The sequence below is a fragment of the Pseudomonas sp. NFR16 genome (genome assembly GCF_900108875.1).
Taxonomy (GTDB): Bacteria; Pseudomonadota; Gammaproteobacteria; order Pseudomonadales; family Pseudomonadaceae; genus Aquipseudomonas.
In genome coordinates this window covers 230,288-249,893 of sequence record NZ_FNYJ01000003.1, presented here as the reverse complement: position 1 = coordinate 249,893, position 19,606 = coordinate 230,288, and the positions used below count along the sequence as shown (strand labels likewise).

Here is a 19,606-nt window from a genome sequence, read left to right as displayed (position 1 = left end):
CGAACCATGGCTGGCGCGCCGACCCCGCACTCCGAATCGCCACAACTGCTCACCTCGTTGCTCATCGACGGAGAGCTGGTGGCGGGTCAGGGGTTTGTCGAGCCGATCCTCAACCCCGCCACTGGCGAAGTACTGACTCACATCGCGGAGGCCAGCACCGAGCAGGTCGAACAGGCGATTCTTGCCGCTCACCGCGCCTTTACCGGTTGGTCACGCACGACGCCCCAGCAACGTGCGAATCTGCTGCTCGGCATTGCCGACGCCATCGAACGGAACGCCGACGCACTTGCGGTACTCGAATCGCTCAATTGCGGCAAACCGTTGCACCTGGCGCGCCAGGACGACCTGAGCGCCACGGTCGATGTGTTCCGCTTCTTCGCCGGTGCCGTACGTTGTCAGACCGGCCAGTTGTCCGGTGAATACCTGCCGGGCTACACCAGCATGGTGAGGCGCGATCCGATTGGCGTGGTCGCCTCGATCGCGCCCTGGAACTACCCGATCATGATGGCTGCCTGGAAAATCGCGCCAGCGCTGGCGGCAGGCAATACGCTGGTGTTCAAGCCGTCGGAACACACGCCGTTATCGATTCTCGCGCTGGCGCCGATGCTCGCGCAGTTATTACCCGCCGGGGTCATCAACATCGTCTGTGGCGGTGGCGAAGGGGTCGGCAGCCATCTGGTAAGCCACCCGAAAGTGCGCATGGTCTCGCTGACCGGCGATATCGTCACCGGCCAGAAAATCCTTCAAGCCGCCGCCCGCACACTCAAACGCACTCATCTGGAGCTGGGCGGCAAGGCCCCGGTGATCGTGTGCAACGATGCCGACATCGCCGCCGTGATCGAGGGCGTGCGCACATATGGCTATTACAACGCCGGCCAGGACTGCACGGCCGCGTGCCGCATCTACGCGCAGGCCGGCATCCACGACACACTCGTCGCTGAGCTCGGCGCTGCGGTCAGCAGCCTGCGCTTCGCCAGCAAACGCGACGCCGATAATGAAATCGGGCCACTGATCAGCACCCGTCAGCGCGACCGGGTGGCCAGTTTCGTGGAGCGAGCGCTGAGCCAGCCACACATCGAACGGATCACGGGCGCGGCCGTGCATTCGGGCCCGGGCTTCTTCTACCAGCCAACGCTGCTGGCCGGTTGCAAGCAGGGCGATGAAATTGTTCAGCGCGAGGTGTTCGGCCCGGTCGTGACGGTCACCCGCTTCGACGAGCTATCCCAGGCCGTGGACTGGGCCAACGATTCCGAATACGGCCTGGCTTCGTCGATCTGGACGCAGAATCTGGACAAGGCCATGCAGGTGGCCGCGCGCTTGCAGTACGGCTGCACATGGATCAACAGTCATTTCATGCTGGTGAGCGAAATGCCCCACGGCGGCTTGAAGCGCTCGGGCTACGGCAAGGACCTGTCCAGTGATTCGCTGCAGGACTACAGCGTCGTGCGCCACATCATGGCCAGGAGCAGTTACGAGCTTTAAGCGGCAAGCTTCAAGCAAAGCAATAAGAACAGCTGTACCGCGATCTTCCAGCGACAAGTGAAAGGGCATGAGTGACGACCTCTCACCGCTTGAAGCTCGCAACTGATGTCTCTCTGCCCAAGAACATAAATAAACGAGGGGAAGCACCATGTCCGTACACAAGACCGCGCTCTTGAGCGCCATCATCACTGCGTTGTTCGCCAGTGGCACCGTACAGGCGGCCGAAACGCTCAAGGCGGTGGGCGACGGCGAAGGCCAGCTGGATATCGTGGCCTGGCCGGGTTATATCGAACGAGGCGAAAGCGACAAGGCCTACGACTGGGTCACCGGCTTCGAGAAGGAAACAGGCTGCAAGGTCAACGTCAAGACAGCGGCGACCTCCGATGAGATGGTCAGCCTGATGACCAAAGGCGGCTACGATCTGGTGACCGCGTCCGGCGATGCCTCGCTCAGGCTGGTCGCCGGCAAACGCGTCCAGCCGATCAACACTGACCTGATCCCAAACTGGAAAACCCTCGATCCGCGCCTCAAGGATGGGCCTTGGTACACGGTCAACAAGCAGACCTATGGCACGCCGTATCAGTGGGGCCCGAACGTGCTGATGTACAACACCAACGTGTTCAAGACCCCGCCGGTGAGCTGGAGCGTGGTGTTCGAGGCGCAGGACCTGCCCGATGGCAAACCGAACAAAGGCCGCGTGCAGGCCTATGACGGCCCGATCTACATCGCGGACGCCGCGCTGTACCTAAAGACCGCGAAACCGGAATTGAAAATCGAAGATCCCTACCAACTCACCGAAACCCAGTACAAGGCCGTGCTCGACCTTCTGCGCGCGCAGCACCCGCTGGTGCATCGCTACTGGCATGACGCGACGGTGCAGATGAGCGACGTGAAGAACGAAGGCGTTGCGGCTTCGAGCTCCTGGGGCTACATGGTCAACGGCCTGGTCGCCGACAAACAGCCTGTCGCCTCGACCATCCCGCAGGAAGGCGCCACCGGCTGGGCCGACACCACGATGCTGCACGCCGAGGCCAAGCACCCCAACTGCGCTTACAAGTGGATGGACTGGTCGCTGCAACCGAAAGTCCAGGGTGACGTCGCGGCCTGGTTCGGGTCGTTGCCGGTCGTCCCCGAAGCGTGCAAATCCAGCGATCTGCTGGGCGCCGAAGGTTGCGCGACAAACGGGTTCGACCTGTTCGACAAGATCGCCTTCTGGAAAACCCCGCAGGCCGAGGGCGGCAAATATGTGCCGTACAGCCGCTGGACGCAGGACTACATCGCGATCATGGGTGGGCGTTAACACCTGACGCCCCCCTGTAGGAGCTTGCTTGTCCTGCGAACGGCGACGCAGTCGTCGTAAAACCGTTGAACGCGGTGTGCCAGAACGTCCGCGCGAGCCGGTTTTACGACCGGTTCCCGGCCGTTCGCAGGACGAGCCAGCTCCTACAGACACGGGTATTTCCCGCCACACATTTGTCGTTTGTACCGGCCCCTGGCGGATAAACAGCTCCCACAGCGGCCAACTGGAGTTTCACCCATGACCCTTGCAGTCCAGTTCACCAACGTTTCCCGGCAGTTCGGCGATGTGAAGGCCGTCGACCGGGTATCCATCGACATCAAGGACGGCGAGTTCTTTTCCATGCTGGGCCCGTCGGGTTCGGGCAAAACCACGTGCCTGCGCCTGATCGCAGGTTTCGAGCAACCCAGCGCGGGCTCGATCCGTATTCACGGCGAAGAAGCAGCGGGCCTGCCGCCCTATCAGCGCGACGTCAACACCGTGTTTCAGGACTATGCCCTGTTCCCGCACATGAACGTGCGTGACAACGTCGCCTATGGCCTGAAGGTCAAAGGGGTCGGTAAAAGCGAGCGCCTGTCGCGTGCCGAAGAAGCGCTGAGCATGGTCGCGCTGGGTGGCTACGGTGAACGCAAGCCGGTGCAGCTCTCCGGCGGTCAACGCCAGCGTGTGGCATTGGCGCGTGCGCTGGTCAACCGCCCTCGCGTGCTGCTGCTCGACGAACCGCTCGGCGCGCTGGACCTCAAGCTGCGCGAACAGATGCAGAGCGAGCTGAAAAAGCTGCAACGCCAGCTCGGCATCACCTTCATCTTCGTCACCCACGATCAGACCGAAGCGCTGTCGATGTCGGATCGAGTGGCGGTGTTCAACAAGGGTCGAATCGAGCAGGTCGACACGCCGCGCAACCTGTACATGAAACCGGCCACCACCTTCGTCGCCGAGTTCGTCGGCACCTCCAACGTGCTGCGCGGCGAACTGGCGCAACAGTTGAGCGGCCAGCCCAGCGCTTTCTCGATTCGTCCGGAGCACATTCGCTTCGCCGAAGGCCCGACTGCAGCACACGAGATCGAAATCAGCGGCCTGCTTCACGATATCCAGTATCAGGGCAGCACCACGCGTTACGAGCTGAAACTGGACAATGGCCAGACCCTCTGCGTCAGCCAGGCCAACAGCCAATGGCTGGACCTCAGTGCGCAACACCAGCCGGGCCAGCGCATGACGGCACGCTGGGCGCGCGAGGCAATGATTCCACTGGCCGACGCGGCCGGCGAATCGCTGACAAGGGCGCATTGAGATGAGCCAGACACTCGTCCATTCGGCATCAGCGGCAGGACAATCGCCGTCGCGGCGCTTTTCCAGCCTGCTCTATCGGCGGCCGAATCTGTACCTGTCGCTGCTGCTGATTCCGCCGCTGCTGTGGTTCGGCGCGATCTACCTTGGCTCCCTGCTGACGCTGCTGTGGCAAGGTTTCTACACCTTCGACGACTTCAGCATGACGGTCACCCCGGACCTGACGTTCGCCAACTTTGCCGCGCTGTTGAGCCCCGCCAATTTTGACGTGATCCAGCGAACGCTGAGCATGGCGATCGCCGTGTCCATCGCCAGCGCCATTGTGGCCTTCCCGATCGCCTATTACATGGCCCGCTACACCACCGGAAAAACGAAGGCGTTCTTCTACATTGCAGTGATGATGCCGATGTGGGCCAGTTACATCGTCAAGGCCTACGCCTGGACGCTGCTGCTGGCCAAGGGCGGCGTCGCGCAATGGTTCGTTCAGCACTTGGGGCTCGAGCCGGTGTTGCAGGCCGTTCTGGGCATTCCCGGTATCGGTGGCAGCACCTTGTCGACCTCGAATCTGGGCCGCTTCATGGTCTTCGTGTATATCTGGCTGCCGTTCATGATCCTGCCGATCCAGGCGTCGCTGGAACGTCTGCCGCCGTCGTTGCTGCAGGCATCCGCTGACCTGGGCGCCAAGCCGCGCCAGACCTTCATGCAAGTGATTCTGCCGCTGTCGGTGCCGGGCATCGCCGCGGGTTCGATCTTCACGTTTTCGCTGACGCTGGGCGACTTCATCGTGCCGCAACTGGTCGGCCCGCCGGGCTACTTCATCGGCAGCATGGTCTACGCCCAGCAAGGCGCCATCGGCAACATGCCCATGGCAGCGGCCTTCACGCTGGTGCCGATCGTGCTGATCGCCATCTACCTGTCCATCGTCAAACGACTGGGGGCTTTCGATGCGCTCTGAGCCTGTGATCAAACAAGGCGATCAGGCCTCCTGGGGCCTGAAAACCGCCGCCTGGGCCGGCCTGGTGTTTCTGCACTTTCCGATCCTCATCATCTTCGTTTACGCGTTCAACACCGAAGACGCCGCGTTCAGCTTCCCGCCGCAAGGGTTCACCCTGAAGTGGTTCAGCGTCGCCTTTGGCCGGCCCGATGTACTTGAGTCGATCAAGCTGTCGCTGCAGATCGCCTGCGTCGCCACCCTGATTGCACTGGTGCTTGGCACGCTGGCTTCGGCGGCCCTGTATCGCCGCGACTTCTTTGGCAAGGATGGCATCTCGCTGATGCTGATCCTGCCCATCGCCCTGCCCGGCATCATCACCGGGCTTGCGCTGCTGTCGGCGTTCAAGACGCTGGGGATCGAACCGGGCATGTTCACCATCATCGTCGGTCACGCGACCTTCTGCGTGGTGATCGTCTACAACAACGTCATCGCGCGTCTGCGTCGCACGTCTCACAGCCTGATCGAAGCGTCGATGGACCTGGGCGCGGATGGCTGGCAGACCTTTCGCTACATCATCATGCCCAACCTCGGCTCGGCATTGCTCGCCGGGGGGATGCTGGCGTTCGCGTTGTCGTTCGACGAAATCATCGTCACCACATTCACCGCCGGGCATGAGCGCACCTTGCCGCTCTGGCTGCTCAACCAACTCAGCCGCCCCCGCGATGTGCCAGTGACCAACGTGGTCGCGATGCTGGTGATGATCGTCACCATGCTGCCGATTCTGGGCGCCTACTACCTGACCCGCGGCGGTGAAAGCGTGGCCGGGAGCGGCGGTAAGTAATGACAAATCCAACACGAAATCCCGTAGCAGTGAGCTTGCTGGCGATAGCGGTGGATCAGCCAGCTAATGAGTGACTGCATGTACGCAGTCGCGAGCAGGCTCACTCCTACAGAACCGCGTTTCAATCCACTGGCGTGCGACGGCATAGCGCCCAAGAGATTCAACAAGAGGACAAACCATGCAAACCAAACTGCTGATCAATGGCCAACTGGTCGCCGGTGAAGGTCCCGCCCAACCGGTGTTCAATCCGGCGCTGGGTCGGGTGCTGGTGGAAATCAATGAGGCGACCGAAGCTCAGGTCGACACGGCCGTGCGCGCTGCCGATGCCGCCTTCGAAAGCTGGTCGCAGACCGCTCCCAAGGATCGCGCGCTGCTGCTGTTGAAGCTGGCCGATGCCATCGACGACAATGCCGAGGAACTGGCAAAGCTGGAGTCGGACAACTGCGGCAAGCCCTACAACGCTGCACTGAATGACGAGATGCCCGCCATCGCCGATGTGTTCCGCTTCTTCGCGGGCGCCAGTCGCTGCATGGGTGGCTCGGCCGCCGGCGAATACCTGCCCGGCCACACCTCGATGATCCGCCGCGATCCGGTGGGCGTGATTGCCTCCATTGCACCCTGGAATTACCCGCTGATGATGGTCGCCTGGAAAATCGCCCCCGCGCTGGCCGCAGGCAATACCGTGGTGCTCAAGCCCTCGGAGCAAACCCCGCTGACCGCCTTGCGTCTGGTGGAACTGGCCAACGGCATCTTCCCTGCCGGCGTGCTGAATCTGGTCTTCGGTCGCGGCCAGACTGTGGGCAATCCGCTGGTGACGCACCCGAAGGTGCGCATGGTCTCGCTGACCGGCTCCATCGCCACCGGCTCGCACATCATTTCCAGCACCGCCGACAGTGTCAAACGCATGCACATGGAGCTGGGTGGCAAAGCGCCGGTGATCATCTTCGACGACGCCGACATCGACGCCGCGGTCGAGGGCATCCGCACCTTCGGTTTCTATAACGCCGGCCAGGACTGCACCGCCGCCTGCCGCATCTACGCGCAAAAAGGCATCTATGAAACGTTCGTGCAGAAGCTCGGTGAAGCGGTCAGCACGATCAAGGTCGGTCGGCAGGACGACCCCGACACGGAACTCGGCCCGCTGATCACCGCGCAACATCGGGACCGCGTGACCGGCTTCGTCGAACGCGCCGTCGCGCAGTCCCATACGCGCCTGATCACTGGCGGCAAGGCCATCGAAGGCAACGGTTACTTCTTCCAGCCCACGGTGATCGCCGACGCCCAGCAGGATGACGAGATCGTCCGTCGCGAGGTGTTCGGGCCGGTGGTCTCGGTGACGGCATTCGAGGATGAAGCGCAGGTGCTGAGCTGGGCCAACGACTCCGACTACGGCCTGGCATCGTCGGTATGGACCCAGGACGTTGGCCGCGCTCATCGCCTGTCAGCCCGGTTGCAATACGGCTGCACGTGGGTGAACACGCACTTCATGCTGGTCAGCGAAATGCCCCACGGCGGGCAAAAGCTGTCCGGCTATGGCAAGGACATGTCGATGTACGGGCTGGAGGATTACACCACCGTGCGCCACGTGATGTTCAAGCACTGATGCCCCGCCGCTGACCCGACCGGCTGGTCGGCAAGCTCGTACTCACAGGAAAACCTTCCTCCGGAGGCGGGCTTGCCGTTCAACGGCCCAAGGCATTGGATACACCACGCCGCACTGATTATGATTTGATATCAACGCAACCCCGATGGATTCCTAGGGTCAATCCAAATGAGCTGGATTGGATTTACCCGCGTGTTCTGATATTCGTCTGAATGCCGGATCGCTCTACATACGCATACTCGCCCATTCAAGCGGATATAAAAGGGTAGGCAAGTTTACAGCCAGCTTCGTACACTGTTCTCCCCTGACTGGAGCTCGCCTCATTGACCCTACATCCCGGCTTTCCCGCAGGCGGCAGTGAGGCAGGCCGCATTATTTCGCAGACCGACTGGAGCATGACGCCGCTGGGGCCGATCACGCAGTGGCCGGCAGCGTTGAAAATCCACCTCAACCTGATCCTCAATTCGCCAGAGTCGATGTACCTGCTCTGGGGGCCCGAAATGCTCTTCTTCCACAACGATGCGTACGCACCGGTGCTCGGGCCACGGGGCGAAAACGCCATCGGTGCGCACATCAGCGAGCTGTGGGCCGATGTCTGGGATCAGGTCCGGCCTTACGCCGAGAACGCATTGCGCGGTGTGCCCTATCAGTGCGAAGACCTGCCGCTGACCATGGCGCGTTACGGCGAAGTGGAACAGACGTGGTGGTCGTTCAGCTTCTCGCCCCTGCTGGACGAAACCAACACCATCGTCGGGCTTCTGTGCATCACCAACGAAACCACAGAACGCGTGAAGAACCAACAGGCCCTGAAAGCCAGCGAACAGCGCCGACTGGACTTGATTGCCGACCTCGAGCGGCAGGTGATCGCACGCTCCCATGACCGTGGCCTGACCTGGCAAGTCAGCCCCGACCTGCTGTCGGTGATGGACGCGCAGTTCCGCTTCGAATCGAGCAACCCGGCCTGGCAACGCGTGCTTGGCTGGAGCGAGGACGAGCTGTCGGCATTGACCTTCAGCCATCTGGTTCATCCCGACGACGGCGAGCGCAGCACAATCGCGTTCAACGCCCTGGCCGACAATCAGCCCGTCCTGAATGTCGAAAACCGTTATCGCTGCAAGGACGGCAGTTACCGCTGGTTGTCCTGGGTGGCGGTACCCGAAGGCGGCAAGATGTATTGCAGCGCCCGGGACTTCACCGCCGAGAAACAGCAGGCCGACGCACTCGCGGAACGCACGGCCGAACTCGATTGTCTGTGGACGATCTCGCCCGACCTGTTGGCGATGCTGGACTTCGACGGCCACCTTCTGCGGGTCAATCCTGCATGGTCGGCGGTCCTGGGCCACGAGCCCCACGAACTGATCGGCCGCTCCGTGCTGGACCTGACCCACCCGGACGACTTCAGCTCCAGCCAGGCGGCGCTCGCCCACACCGTCGGCGATGTGCTGCCGCTGTTCGAGAACCGCTCTCGGCACAAGGACGGCAGCTACCGCTGGATCGCCTGGACAGCGGCTTCTCACAATGGCGTGATATTCGCGCTCGGCAAGCACATGACCGCCGAGAAAGAACGCGCCGAGGCGTTACGCCTCGCCGAAGAAGCGTTGCGCCAGTCACAGAAAATGGAAGCGGTCGGGCAGCTCACCGGCGGACTGGCGCACGACTTCAATAATCTGCTGATGGGCGTCAGCGGCAACATCGAGCTGCTGAAAGCCAGGGTCGCCAACGGTCGTACGGAAAATCTGGGGCGTTACGTGAACGCTGCGCTGGACGCGTCGCGAAGAGCGGCCGCCCTCACCCACCGACTGTTGGCATTTTCCCGCAGGCAGACTCTCGATCCGAAGCCCACCGATGTCGACCAGTTGGTGGACGGCATGGCCGAACTGATCAGTCGCACCGTCGGGCCATCCATCGCGATGGACGTCATTGCCACGCCCGGCCTTTGGGCCACGCTGGTGGACCCGCACCAGCTTGAAAACTCGCTGCTCAACCTGTGCCTGAACGCCCGCGACGCGATGCCCGATGGGGGACAGCTGCTGATCGAGACTGGCAACAGAACGCTGACCGCCGACCAGGACCGCGAGCTTGAGCTGTCGGCGGGCACTTATGTGACGCTGTGTGTCAGCGACAACGGCAGCGGGATGAGCCCCGATGTCGTCAAGCGCGCGTTCGATCCGTTTTACACGACCAAGCCGATTGGCATGGGCACCGGCCTGGGCCTGTCGATGATCTATGGTTTCGCCCGGCAATCCGGGGGCGGCGTACATATCCGCTCCACGCCGGGCAAAGGCTCGCAAGTCTGCATTCACTTGCCAGCGTACGTCGAGCAAGGCGTCGTCGGGGTGAGCGAACCCGAACCGGAGGATTCGTCCAATCACCTCTCAGGCGGTGAAACATTATTGGTGGTGGACGACGAGCCTTCGGTCCGCGCGCTCGTGGCCGAAGTGCTGACCGATCAGGGATATCGCGTGCTGGAAGCCGACACCGGGGCAGCGGCGCTGCAGATACTCCAATCCAAGCAGACTATCGACCTGCTGGTCTCCGATGTCGGGCTGCCGGGCGGGATGAACGGGCGCCAGCTCGCCGATGCCGCACGCACACTGCGGCCGATGCTCAAGGTGCTGTTCGTCACCGGTTACGCGGAAAACGCCGCGCTGGGAGAAGGTCGGCTCGAACCGGGCATGCACGTGCTGACTAAGCCGTTTTCGATTCCGGCGCTCAGCGAGCGGGTGAGAGGCTTGCTCGAAGGGTAAACGCAACAGCGTGACAGGGTCGGCAGCAAGAAGCCAAAACGGCTGCCGCCCCGTCGTGACGCTGCCACGACGTGCCGGTGTTCAGCGTCAGTCGCGCAGATCCGACTCGTGAATCGGCTGATCCCGATGCGTCGCGCGCTGATATTGCGCGGGCCACACGGCCTTGCGCCCACCCAGGTCGTCATCGGCGTGCAGCGGCCAGTAAGGATCGCGCAACAGCTCACGGGCCAGCAGGATCAAGTCGGCCTGCCCGGTACGCAGAATGGTATCGGCCTGATACGGCTCGGTAATCATGCCCACAGTCCCGGTCGCAATGCCCGACTCGTTGCGGACCCGCCCGGCAAACTGCGTCTGATAACCCGGCCCGACCGGAATTTCAGCGTTCGCCGCGGTGCCGCCCGAGGACACATCGATCAGGTCAACGCCGAGGGTTTTCAGGCGCTTGGCCAGTTCAACCGTTTCATCCGGATTCCAGCCATCCTCGACCCAATCGGTGGCCGACACCCGCACGAACAACGGTAACTCCTCGGGCCACACCTTGCGCACCGCTTCGGTGACCTCAAGGGTCAGACGAATGCGGTTCTCGAACGATCCGCCGTACTGGTCCTGGCGCTGGTTGCTCAGCGGAGACAGAAATTGATGCAGCAGGTAACCGTGGGCCGCGTGAATCTCCACGACCTTGAACCCGGCGGTCAGCGCGCGCCTGGCAGCGTCGACGAAGGCCTGGATGACGGTCTGGATCTGCGCCTCGTCCAGCGGTGTCGGCGCGGTGTGCTGAGGGTCGAACGGGATTTTCGACGGTCCCCAGGGCGTCCATCCGCCCTGATCGGCCGGAATGCTGCCATGCTTGCCGAGCCATGGACGCCAGGTACTGGCCTTTCGCCCGGCATGCGCCAGCTGAATGCCCGCCACTGCGCCTTGCGCGGTGATGAAGCGGGTGATCCGTTGCAGCGGTTCGATCTGCTCATCGTTCCAGATGCCGAGGTCTTCAGGCGTGATGCGACCGTCACGGGTCACCGCCGCCGCTTCGGTAAAGATCAGCCCCGCGCCGCCCACGGCACGACTGCCCAGATGAACCAGATGCCAGTCATTGGCCAGCCCGTCGACGCAGGAGTACTGACACATCGGCGAGACCGCGATGCGATTGAGGAAAGTGAGTTGGCGAAGAGTGTAGGGTTCAAGCAGCAGGCTCATGAGCACCTCTCAGGTCGATTCAAAGGATCCAGGCACTGTTCGTATTGAACCTGAAGCCTAGTCGACAACTGGAGAGAAGTGCGGGTTCCTGCCGCGTGACGGCGCTCAGCGCGGCGCCAGATGCACCACCATCAACTGCACGGTTTCGTTGCCGCGAAACTCGTTCAGATCGAGCTTGTACGCCAGTTCGACCCAACGAATGGTCGGGTTCGGCCACACGTCCCGATCAACGCTGAACGCAATGCCTTCGAGCCTGACCGTGCCGCATTCGGTCTTGAGCACCATCTTCAGATGACGCTCGCCGACCACCCGCTGCTCTACCAGCTGGAACACGCCGTGAAACAACGGCTCCGGAAAGTGCTGCCCCCACGGCCCGGCGTTGCGCAGCGCACGCGCCAGCTCCAGATGAAATTCCTCGACCGCCAGCGTGCCGTCGGACAACAGCCGACCGGTCAGGTCCTCCTCGGTCAGCTGGCGTCGCACCTCGGCATCGAACGCGTCGGCAAACGCCGGAAAGTTCGCTTCCGGCAACGACAGTCCGGCCGCCATGGCGTGGCCGCCGAACTTGCTGATCAGCTCCGGGTGTCGCGCGGCGACCGCATCTAGCGCGTCACGAATATGGAAGCCAGGCACCGAACGCGCAGAGCCTTTGAGCACGCCCTCGCCCGCGCTGGCAAACGCGATGGTCGGACGGTGATAGCGCTCTTTCATGCGCGAGGCGAGGATACCGATGACGCCCTGATGCCATTCCGGCTCGAACAGACACAGGCCAAACGGCATCGACTCAACCGGCAGGTCCTTGAGCTGGGCGAGCGCCTCGCGCTGCATGCCCTGCTCGATGGATTTGCGATCCTGATTGAGCTCATCGAGCTTCACCGCCATCTCCCGTGCCTGCGCTTCGTCTTCGCACAGCAGGCATTCGATGCCCAGGCTCATGTCATCCAGACGCCCGGCGGCGTTCAGTCGAGGGCCGAGAATGAAACCCAGATCGGTGGAGGTGATGCGCGACGGCTCGCGCCGGGCGACTTCCAGAATGGCGCGCAATCCGGGGCGCGCACGTCCGGCCCGAATGCGCATCAGGCCCTGATGCACGAGGATTCGGTTGTTGGCGTCCAGCGGCACGACGTCGGCGACGCTGCCCAATGCCACCAGATCCAGCAATTCGCCCAGGTTGGGCTGAGCACGTCCGCCAGCCTCGAACCAGCCGAGCTCGCGCAGCCGCGCGCGCAGCGCCATCAACACATAAAAGATGACCCCCACGCCGGCCAGTGCCTTGCTGGGGAACATGCAGCCCGGCTGATTAGGGTTGACGATGGCGTCGGCGGCGGGCAGTTCGTGGCCCGGCAGGTGGTGGTCGGTGACCAGTACCTGCAAGCCTGCAGCCTTGGCCGCCGCGACCCCTTCGACGCTCGAGATGCCGTTGTCCACGGTCATCAGCAGATCGGGCTGGCGCTGCAATGCGACCTGGACGATCTCCGGCGTGAGGCCATAGCCGTATTCGAAACGATTGGGCACCAGGTATTCGACATGGGCGGCGCCCAACAGCCGCAAGCCCAGTACGCCCACCGTGCTGGCCGTCGCACCGTCGGCGTCGAAGTCGCCCACGATGAGAATGCGCTGACGCTGCTGCAACGCCGTCACCAACAGATCCACCGCCGCGTCGATGCCCTTGAGCTGCTGATAGGGAATCAGCCGCGCCAGCCCCTTGTCCAGTTCCTCCTGCGACGCCACGCCACGCGCCGCGTAGAGCCGGGTCAGCAGAGGGGGCAGATCGCCCAGAAAAGGCAGGGTTTCAGGTAACAGCCGTGGTTCGATGCGCATGCGGGTTCCGCTGGTGTTCTGATGTTGGAGCAGGTTCGGGTTCGGCACGGTCAACGATGGCGATCAGCCCCGTTCACCCGCCAGCCACTGCAACTGCACTTCGTGCTGGCCGCGGTCGTCGGTCACGAATATCGTGCCTTCGCTGATCATGACGTCCCACTTGATCACCCGCGGCATGTCCTTGGCCAGCGTCTCCAGCACTTCCTGCGGCACTGCGGCAATGTTGACGTTCTTCAGCGATTTGACGGCTGGGACGACCTTGCCTTCCCAGACGCGCAGACTGCCGTAGGCCAGCAGGCTGGTGCGTTCGGTACGACGCGAGCACCAGGTCAGGCGCTCTGCATCCGGCTGGCCGACTTCGATCCAGTGCAGCACGCGATCATCCAGGCTTTTTTCCCACAGGGCCGGCTCGTCGACTTCCGACAGGCCACGACCGAACGACAATTGCTCGCTATACCAGAAAGCGTATGCCAGCAGGCGAACGGTCATGCGCTCTTCGGTTTCCGAAGGGTGTCGGGCAATGGTCTGTTTGACGTTTTCGTAAACCCCGCGATCGAGGTCGGTGAGGTTCAGTTCGAATTTGTAGGTCGTGGACGGCTGGGCCATGAACGGGCTTCTAGAGACAGGAAAGGCGGCAAGTCTAACCGATGCCGCCCCTTTGAACGATGGAACTCGATGAGCGATTGCAGCGACCGTTGCAAATTGCGTGTGGCAGACACTCGGCGCAGTGCTTTACTCAAGCCGACGTCACGACTGTTAAACAAATGATCCACAACGCCGATACCTTGATGAGAGACCCTCTATCATGAAGAACAGAGAGTATCCCGTTGTCGGTGGCTGCCAGCGATCAGCCCAGAGGCCGCCTGGTCACACCGGCTTCGGCTCCAGTCAGTTTTTTCGGGATTTACATCGACGGATGGTCAATCGTTTTACACGAGCGCGTGGCGCCGGATGCTATGCGCTGCTTTTCCTTTCGGTCATGGTCGGCATGCCCGCGACCGCGCAGGCCAAGGAGACGCTGACCTGGTTGCTGCGCGATTTCCCGCCGTTGACGATTTTCTCGGGGCCGCAAACCGGTCAGGGCGCCATCGACAAGCTGATGCCCGAACTGATCGCCCGCATGCCCGAATACGATCACAAGGTGATGCATGTCAACCGCGCCCGCGGAACTCAGATGCTGCAGGACCCTGATGGCTTCGCCTGTGACCCGACCCTGCTGTGGACTGCCGAGCGCGAAAAAACCATTCTGTTTTCCATCCCGACGTACGCCACCCCCGGCAACGGCGTGACCGTCGAACAGAGAAATCACGCTCTGTTCGCGCCCTTTCTGGACAATGACGGTCATCTGGACCTGGCGGCACTGCTGGCCAGCGACAAGGTCAAGGTGGGCATCGTCGCCGAGCGCAGCTATGGCCCCGTGGTCGACAAAATCCTCCGCGAAACGACCCAGTCGGACAACCTGATCCTGCATTACGGCAACACCGCTGTCGGCAGCATGCTGGAGATGGAGCGGCTGGATCGGTTCCAGGCGATCATCAGCTACTGGCCGGAGGCGCGTTATCACGCGCAGCAGCAGGGAATTCCCTTGAGCGAACTCGAGTTCTTCCCGATCAAGAATGCGCCCAAATACCAGTTCGCCCACATAGGCTGCTCAAAAAATGATCAAGGGCGGGTGGCCATGGAGGTCATCAATCGAGAAATGCGCGTGCTGCGGGTCACGAAACTGATCGGGTTTTACGCTGAGTGGATGGTGAAAAAGGAAGAATACCTGCGCGACGCGCAGACCTTTTTCGATGAAGGCCAGAAATGATCGTCGCCTGACTGACGCAGCAGACAAAAAGAAACCCCGAGCAGCGGGGAGACTGCTCGGGGTCAACCGTGGTCCATCTTGGACCCGTACGGCAGGCAGCATAAACACCGGAGCACAATGCCTGCGCCTGCCGTAATTGATAGGAGCCTACGCAACCAATAAGGTTCCCCAGGCCTCAGACAAAAGGTCGACCGCCCGAGAATACGCCCGCTTGCGAGGCATTGCGCATTGCCGCGATGACGCAAGGCTCGATGCGCCCTTCTGCCACCATCAAATCACGGTGCAAACCATCTACCACATCTGTCAGCTGGCGTCGGTCGCTCAGTTGAGAGGCCGAAAAAACGCGTTCGATCACGATCGCACCGGCTGCATTTTTCAGCGTCACAAGACGCTCGCCGTTCACACCGGCAGCGCCAAGACTCGCCTGATAAGGGGCCAGTGCGTCGCTTAGCAACAAGCTGATATTTTCCATCCGGATCACCACTCAACAGTTTGAATGCAAAGGTGCTTATCAATGACCATTGGCCGAAGCGGAAAGTTCTTTGCGCCATGAATCGGGCAATGCGGCAACCTGAAGACTGGAGCATGCCTGCCGAATGTGACAGAGAGACTTCACCCAGTTGAACGCGCGAGCCAGAGCGGTCGCGCGGGTTTTACGTCAGTGGTCAGGCTCGGACGCGCGATCAAGGTGCGTGTCCATGCGCTTCAATAACTCGCGCGCGGATGCGCAGACGGTGTCCAGGGTTCGCGACGCGGCCTGCCCCGCAAGACGTGCCTGCTCCTCCTCCAGCAGGTGGACGATCGAAGCCATCGGGGCGTGAAATTCGTTCCTCATCGTGGCAAGGAAGGCGCTGACGACCTGGTCCGCCACCGCGGCGTTCTGTTGCGCCAGGAGCAACTCGCGCTCCAGCCGCTTGCGCTCCGTACAGTCGACCCAGCCACCCAGAAGCCCCTGCAGCTGACCGTCGGCGCGATAGAACGGCACGCTCCACTGCCTGGCTTCGATCTGTCGGCCAAACAGGTTCATGCTGCGATCGGCTCGCATTGGCCTTTGCGCCTCCATCAAGGTCATGTAATCGGCGTGCATGTCTGCGGCACACTCCTGCGGAACCAGATCGACATCAATGACCCGCCGGCCATTCATCTGCTCGTGACTGAGGCCGAAGAACGCTTCGTACCCGCGGTTGCACGAAACCAGTCGCCCTTGCAGATCGCGCACATACAGCGGGTCGGGAATCCCGTCGAACAATGCTCGCTTGAACGCGAGCTGGTCGCTGAGCTGCTCTTCAGCGCACCGTCGCTGATGAATCTGTACCTGCAGACGGCTGCGCCAGGCCAGCGACACCAGCCCCAACAGCAGCACAATGCTTGCGCCCCAGTAAACCCAGCCAGGAATGCGCTGCCAGACCGAGGGCGGAGCGCTCACGGTGCCCAACCACTTCATGCGGATCGCGCGCATCTCCGCAACCGGAAACTCTTCGAGCGCCTTATTCAGAATGCCCAGCAACTCCGGCTCGCTCTTGATCACCGAAAAACTGTCCGATGACCACTTTCCTTCCACGCTGCGTCCCACTTTCAATCGGTCTGAGGTGTAGAGCCAGGCGCCCGCCTCGTTCTGAATGGTGAAGTGCGCATCGCCGTTTTCCACCAACTGACGCGCCTCCTCGTAGGTCGGGACCAGCCGCAGGAGGATGTCCGGATAGCTTTCCTGAACGAATTCCACCAGCGCATGCCGCGACGGCAGCGCCAACACTTTTCCCGACATCTGCGACAGGCTCACAGGCGACGGATCATCGGCTCGCACCAGAAATACCCAGTTGTTACCGCCGAACGAGTAGGTGAAATTCAGAATAAGCTTACGCTCGGGCGTTTCGGCCAGCGTGGTGTTCATGTGCGCAGAACCGGATGTCAGTGTCTCCAGAAGCGCATGCGTGGAGGGCGCTTCGTCGTACACGAACATCAACCCGGTCATACGTGAGATGCGTGACAGCAAGTCCACGTTCAAGCCGACCCAGCGCCCCGTCTCATCCTTGTAGATGTACGGCGGGTGCTGCGTGGATGCGACCACCACCTGCGGATGCTTGCGTATCCACAGCTGCTCGGCGGCATTGAAATTCAGGCGCTGACCGATCACATCGGTGCCCAGGCCTGATGTCCAGCGCTCCCGTATCTGATGATTCACCGACTCGTCGAGCCCGGCCATGGCGCGATTGATCAGTCCGGTCAACCTTGAGTCGCGCTCACGCAGGGCGAATGAAAAGCCGCCCGGCGGGATCAGGCTGGAGAACTTGATCTGCAGACCCAGATACGGCCGCAGCACGCTGTAGGCCCGCACGATCAGTTCGTTGCCGATGACCGCGTCGGCTTCGCCATGGGCCAACGCTTCTATGGCGCTGTACAGACTGGGCGCGAGCAGAATCTCGCTGTCAGGGTAAAGACGGTGAGCCTGCTCGGTGTCGACATAGCCCTCAAGCAGCAGCACGCGCTTGCCCCTCAGCGAGGGAAGCAAGCTTGGGTCCGTGCCACGGGCCACGACCACCGACTTGTCCGGCATGTAACTTTGGGTGAAGGTCAGGCCGGCAATGGCTCGCTCATAACCGCTCGCGCCACTCAACATATCGATCGTTCCGGATTGAAGCGCTGCCACTGCATCTTCGCGGTTGGCGAATGCCTGAACCTGAACGGGAATGGATAAGCGGGCGCTGATGATGCTCAGGTAGTCGGCGCTGATGCCCTGATAGCGGTTACGGTCGCTGGTGATGTCAATGGGCTCGTGGTCGGCAATCGATATCCCGACCCTGAGTACCTTGCGCTCCGCCAGCCATCGTCGATCAGTGCCGTCGAGCACGAGTGGGCGCTGAGCCAGAAAAGGTTCGGCCAGCGCAAAAGGAAGATTCTCTATCGCGTGACCGGCAAAGCTCCACGCGCATAAAAACAGCAGCCACGCGTGCCTGATGATGGGGTGATGAATCGACGCGCCTGGCGCCTTGAAGAATCGGTAATCAAAAGCCACTGGCTTGTCCGCGAAATAAAAAATACTTCGCAAGTGTGGCACGCACAAACAGGAAGGCCCGCGGGGTGGCGGGCCTTAAACTGTTACACGGAGATACTGTTACAGAGGCTTGCCCCGATTGCCATGCTGACTGACAAAGGCCTGCATGGCCTTGAGGTCATTTGGCAGAACAGTGCAACGCTCGTCTCGCTCAAACAAATCAGACAAATGTGCAGGCAGCTCAAGCGCTTTTCCTACACCGGCTTTCTGCACGGCTTCCGGGAATTTGACCGGATGGGCCGTCCCCAGCACCACCATCGGGGTGTCCAGGCTGCGGCGGCAGTCGCGTGCAGCCTTCACGCCAATGGCCGTGTGCGGGTCAAGCAGCTCGCCGGTGCTGGCGAACACTTCGGCGATGGTCTCGCACGTTTGCTCATCGCTGACGGCCAGGGAGTCGAACAGCTTGCGGGTTTCGGTCCAGCGATCTTCTTCGACGCTGAAGCCACCGCCCTGCTTGAAGCTGTCCATCAGGCCAGCGATCGCCGCGCCGTTACGGCCGTGCATGTCGAACAGCAGACGCTCGAAGTTCGAGGAAACCATGATATCCATGGAAGGCGACAGCGTGGCGTGCAAGGTTTCCTTGACGTACTGATTGCCGCTCATGAAGCGGTGCAGGATGTCGTTGCGGTTGGTGGCGACGATCAACTGGCTGATCGGCAGTCCCATGTTGCGCGCCAGGTAACCGGCGAAAATATCGCCGAAGTTGCCGGTCGGTACCGAGAACGCCACCGAGCGCGCAGGGCCGCCAAGCTGCAGCGCTGCGTGGAAGTAGTAAACGATCTGAGCCATGATCCGCGCCCAGTTGATCGAGTTCACCGCCACCAGCCGCGTGCCTTTGAGGAAGCCTTGATCAGCGAAGCTGTTCTTGACCATTTCCTGGCAGTCGTCGAAGTTGCCTTCGATGGCGATGTTGTGAATGTTGTCGCCGAAGATGGTGGTCATCTGACGGCGTTGGACATCGGAGACGCGATTGTTCGGGTGCAGGATGAAGATATCGACGTTGTCGCAACGACGGCAGCCTTCGATCGCCGCCGAACCGGTATCGCCGGACGTCGCGCCAATGATGACCACGCGCTCGCCACGCTTCTCAAGCACGTAATCCAGCAGACGACCCAGCAGTTGCAGGGCGAAATCCTTGAACGCCAGGGTCGGGCCGTGAAACAGCTCCATGACCCATTCGTTGCCGTTCAACTGGCGCAGCGGCGCAACGGCGCTGTGGGTGAACACGCCATAGGTCTCTTCGAGGATCTTCTTGAAATCGGCATCCGGAATACTGCCGGTCACGAAGGGACGCATTACCCGGAAAGCGAGTTCGTGATAAGGCAGGCCAGCCCAGGAAGCGATCTCTTCCTGAGTGAAGCGCGGCAGGTTTTCCGGCACATAGAGGCCGCCATCACTGGCGAGCCCCGCCAGCAGCACGTCTTCGAAATTCAGGGCCGGCGCCTGGCCGCGAGTACTGATATAGCGCATAAATCAAACCTTCGGTTCGAGCCGCGAGCTTCACTCTGCCAGTTGCAAGTCAGCGCCTTGAGCGTCGA

Annotated in this window: 14 protein-coding genes; 8 read left to right on the top strand and 6 right to left on the bottom strand. The window is 61.7% G+C overall.

The window, feature by feature from the left end:
- The first annotated feature begins 6 nt into the window (after window positions 1-6).
- The 7 genes from BMZ10_RS14120 to BMZ10_RS14090 all read left to right on the top strand — a co-directional run bounded on the left by BMZ10_RS14120 (window position 7) and on the right by BMZ10_RS14090 (window position 10,191).
- Complete coding sequence (locus BMZ10_RS14120; RefSeq protein WP_093464161.1) at window positions 7-1,482, top strand: gamma-aminobutyraldehyde dehydrogenase; 1,476 nt, start codon at window positions 7-9, stop codon at window positions 1,480-1,482.
- 148 nt (window positions 1,483-1,630) lie between these two features.
- Complete coding sequence (ydcS, locus tag BMZ10_RS14115; protein WP_093463178.1) at window positions 1,631-2,782, top strand: putative ABC transporter substrate-binding protein YdcS; 1,152 nt, start codon at window positions 1,631-1,633, stop codon at window positions 2,780-2,782.
- A gap of 237 nt (window positions 2,783-3,019) precedes the next feature.
- The gene (locus BMZ10_RS14110) at window positions 3,020-4,069 is read left to right on the top strand and encodes an ABC transporter ATP-binding protein (RefSeq protein WP_093463175.1); all 1,050 of its coding nucleotides are present in this window, start codon (window positions 3,020-3,022) and stop codon (window positions 4,067-4,069) included.
- Window position 4,070: 1 nt separating this feature from the next.
- Window positions 4,071-5,021: an ABC transporter permease gene (locus BMZ10_RS14105; protein WP_093463172.1), complete on the top strand. Its 951-nt coding sequence runs from the start codon at window positions 4,071-4,073 to the stop codon at window positions 5,019-5,021.
- Entirely contained in the window at window positions 5,011-5,841 is an 831-nt protein-coding gene (locus BMZ10_RS14100; protein WP_093463169.1) for an ABC transporter permease, read from the top strand. Before BMZ10_RS14105 ends, BMZ10_RS14100 begins: the two co-directional genes overlap by 11 nt.
- 178 nt (window positions 5,842-6,019) lie before the next feature.
- Window positions 6,020-7,444: a gamma-aminobutyraldehyde dehydrogenase gene (locus BMZ10_RS14095; RefSeq protein ID WP_093463166.1), complete on the top strand. Its 1,425-nt coding sequence runs from the start codon at window positions 6,020-6,022 to the stop codon at window positions 7,442-7,444.
- A 323-nt stretch (window positions 7,445-7,767) separates the two neighbouring features.
- Entirely contained in the window at window positions 7,768-10,191 is a 2,424-nt protein-coding gene (locus BMZ10_RS14090) for a hybrid sensor histidine kinase/response regulator (protein WP_371265970.1), read from the top strand.
- An 87-nt stretch (window positions 10,192-10,278) separates the two neighbouring features.
- Here BMZ10_RS14090 and BMZ10_RS14085 read toward each other — a convergent pair whose 3' ends face one another.
- The 3 genes from BMZ10_RS14085 to BMZ10_RS14075 form a co-directional block, all read right to left on the bottom strand.
- Window positions 10,279-11,385 (bottom strand): NADH:flavin oxidoreductase/NADH oxidase, encoded by a 1,107-nt coding sequence (locus tag BMZ10_RS14085; RefSeq protein ID WP_093463164.1) that lies wholly within the window; start codon window positions 11,383-11,385, stop codon window positions 10,279-10,281.
- 105 nt (window positions 11,386-11,490) lie between these two features.
- A complete protein-coding gene (recJ, locus tag BMZ10_RS14080; RefSeq protein WP_093463161.1) occupies window positions 11,491-13,206 on the bottom strand; it encodes a single-stranded-DNA-specific exonuclease RecJ in 1,716 nt (571 codons plus the stop codon).
- 63 nt (window positions 13,207-13,269) lie between these two features.
- On the bottom strand, window positions 13,270-13,812 hold the full coding sequence (locus BMZ10_RS14075; protein WP_093463158.1) for a YaeQ family protein: 543 nt from the start codon (window positions 13,810-13,812) through the stop codon (window positions 13,270-13,272).
- Between the two features lie 355 nt (window positions 13,813-14,167).
- Between BMZ10_RS14075 and BMZ10_RS14070 the strand changes: the two genes are divergently transcribed.
- A complete protein-coding gene (locus BMZ10_RS14070; RefSeq protein WP_371265979.1) occupies window positions 14,168-15,016 on the top strand; it encodes a TIGR02285 family protein in 849 nt (282 codons plus the stop codon).
- A gap of 175 nt (window positions 15,017-15,191) precedes the next feature.
- Here the strand turns inward: BMZ10_RS14070 and BMZ10_RS14065 are convergent, their stop codons facing one another.
- The 3 genes from BMZ10_RS14065 to thrC form a co-directional block, all read right to left on the bottom strand.
- Window positions 15,192-15,488, bottom strand: coding sequence for a DUF3509 domain-containing protein (locus BMZ10_RS14065; protein WP_093463152.1), 297 nt, complete (start codon window positions 15,486-15,488; stop codon window positions 15,192-15,194).
- 186 nt (window positions 15,489-15,674) lie between these two features.
- Entirely contained in the window at window positions 15,675-18,029 is a 2,355-nt protein-coding gene (locus tag BMZ10_RS14060) for a transporter substrate-binding domain-containing protein (RefSeq protein WP_371265969.1), read from the bottom strand.
- Window positions 18,030-18,128: 99 nt separating this feature from the next.
- Complete coding sequence (gene thrC, locus BMZ10_RS14055; RefSeq protein ID WP_093463149.1) at window positions 18,129-19,538, bottom strand: threonine synthase; 1,410 nt, start codon at window positions 19,536-19,538, stop codon at window positions 18,129-18,131.
- Between the last annotated feature and the right edge of the window lie 68 nt (window positions 19,539-19,606).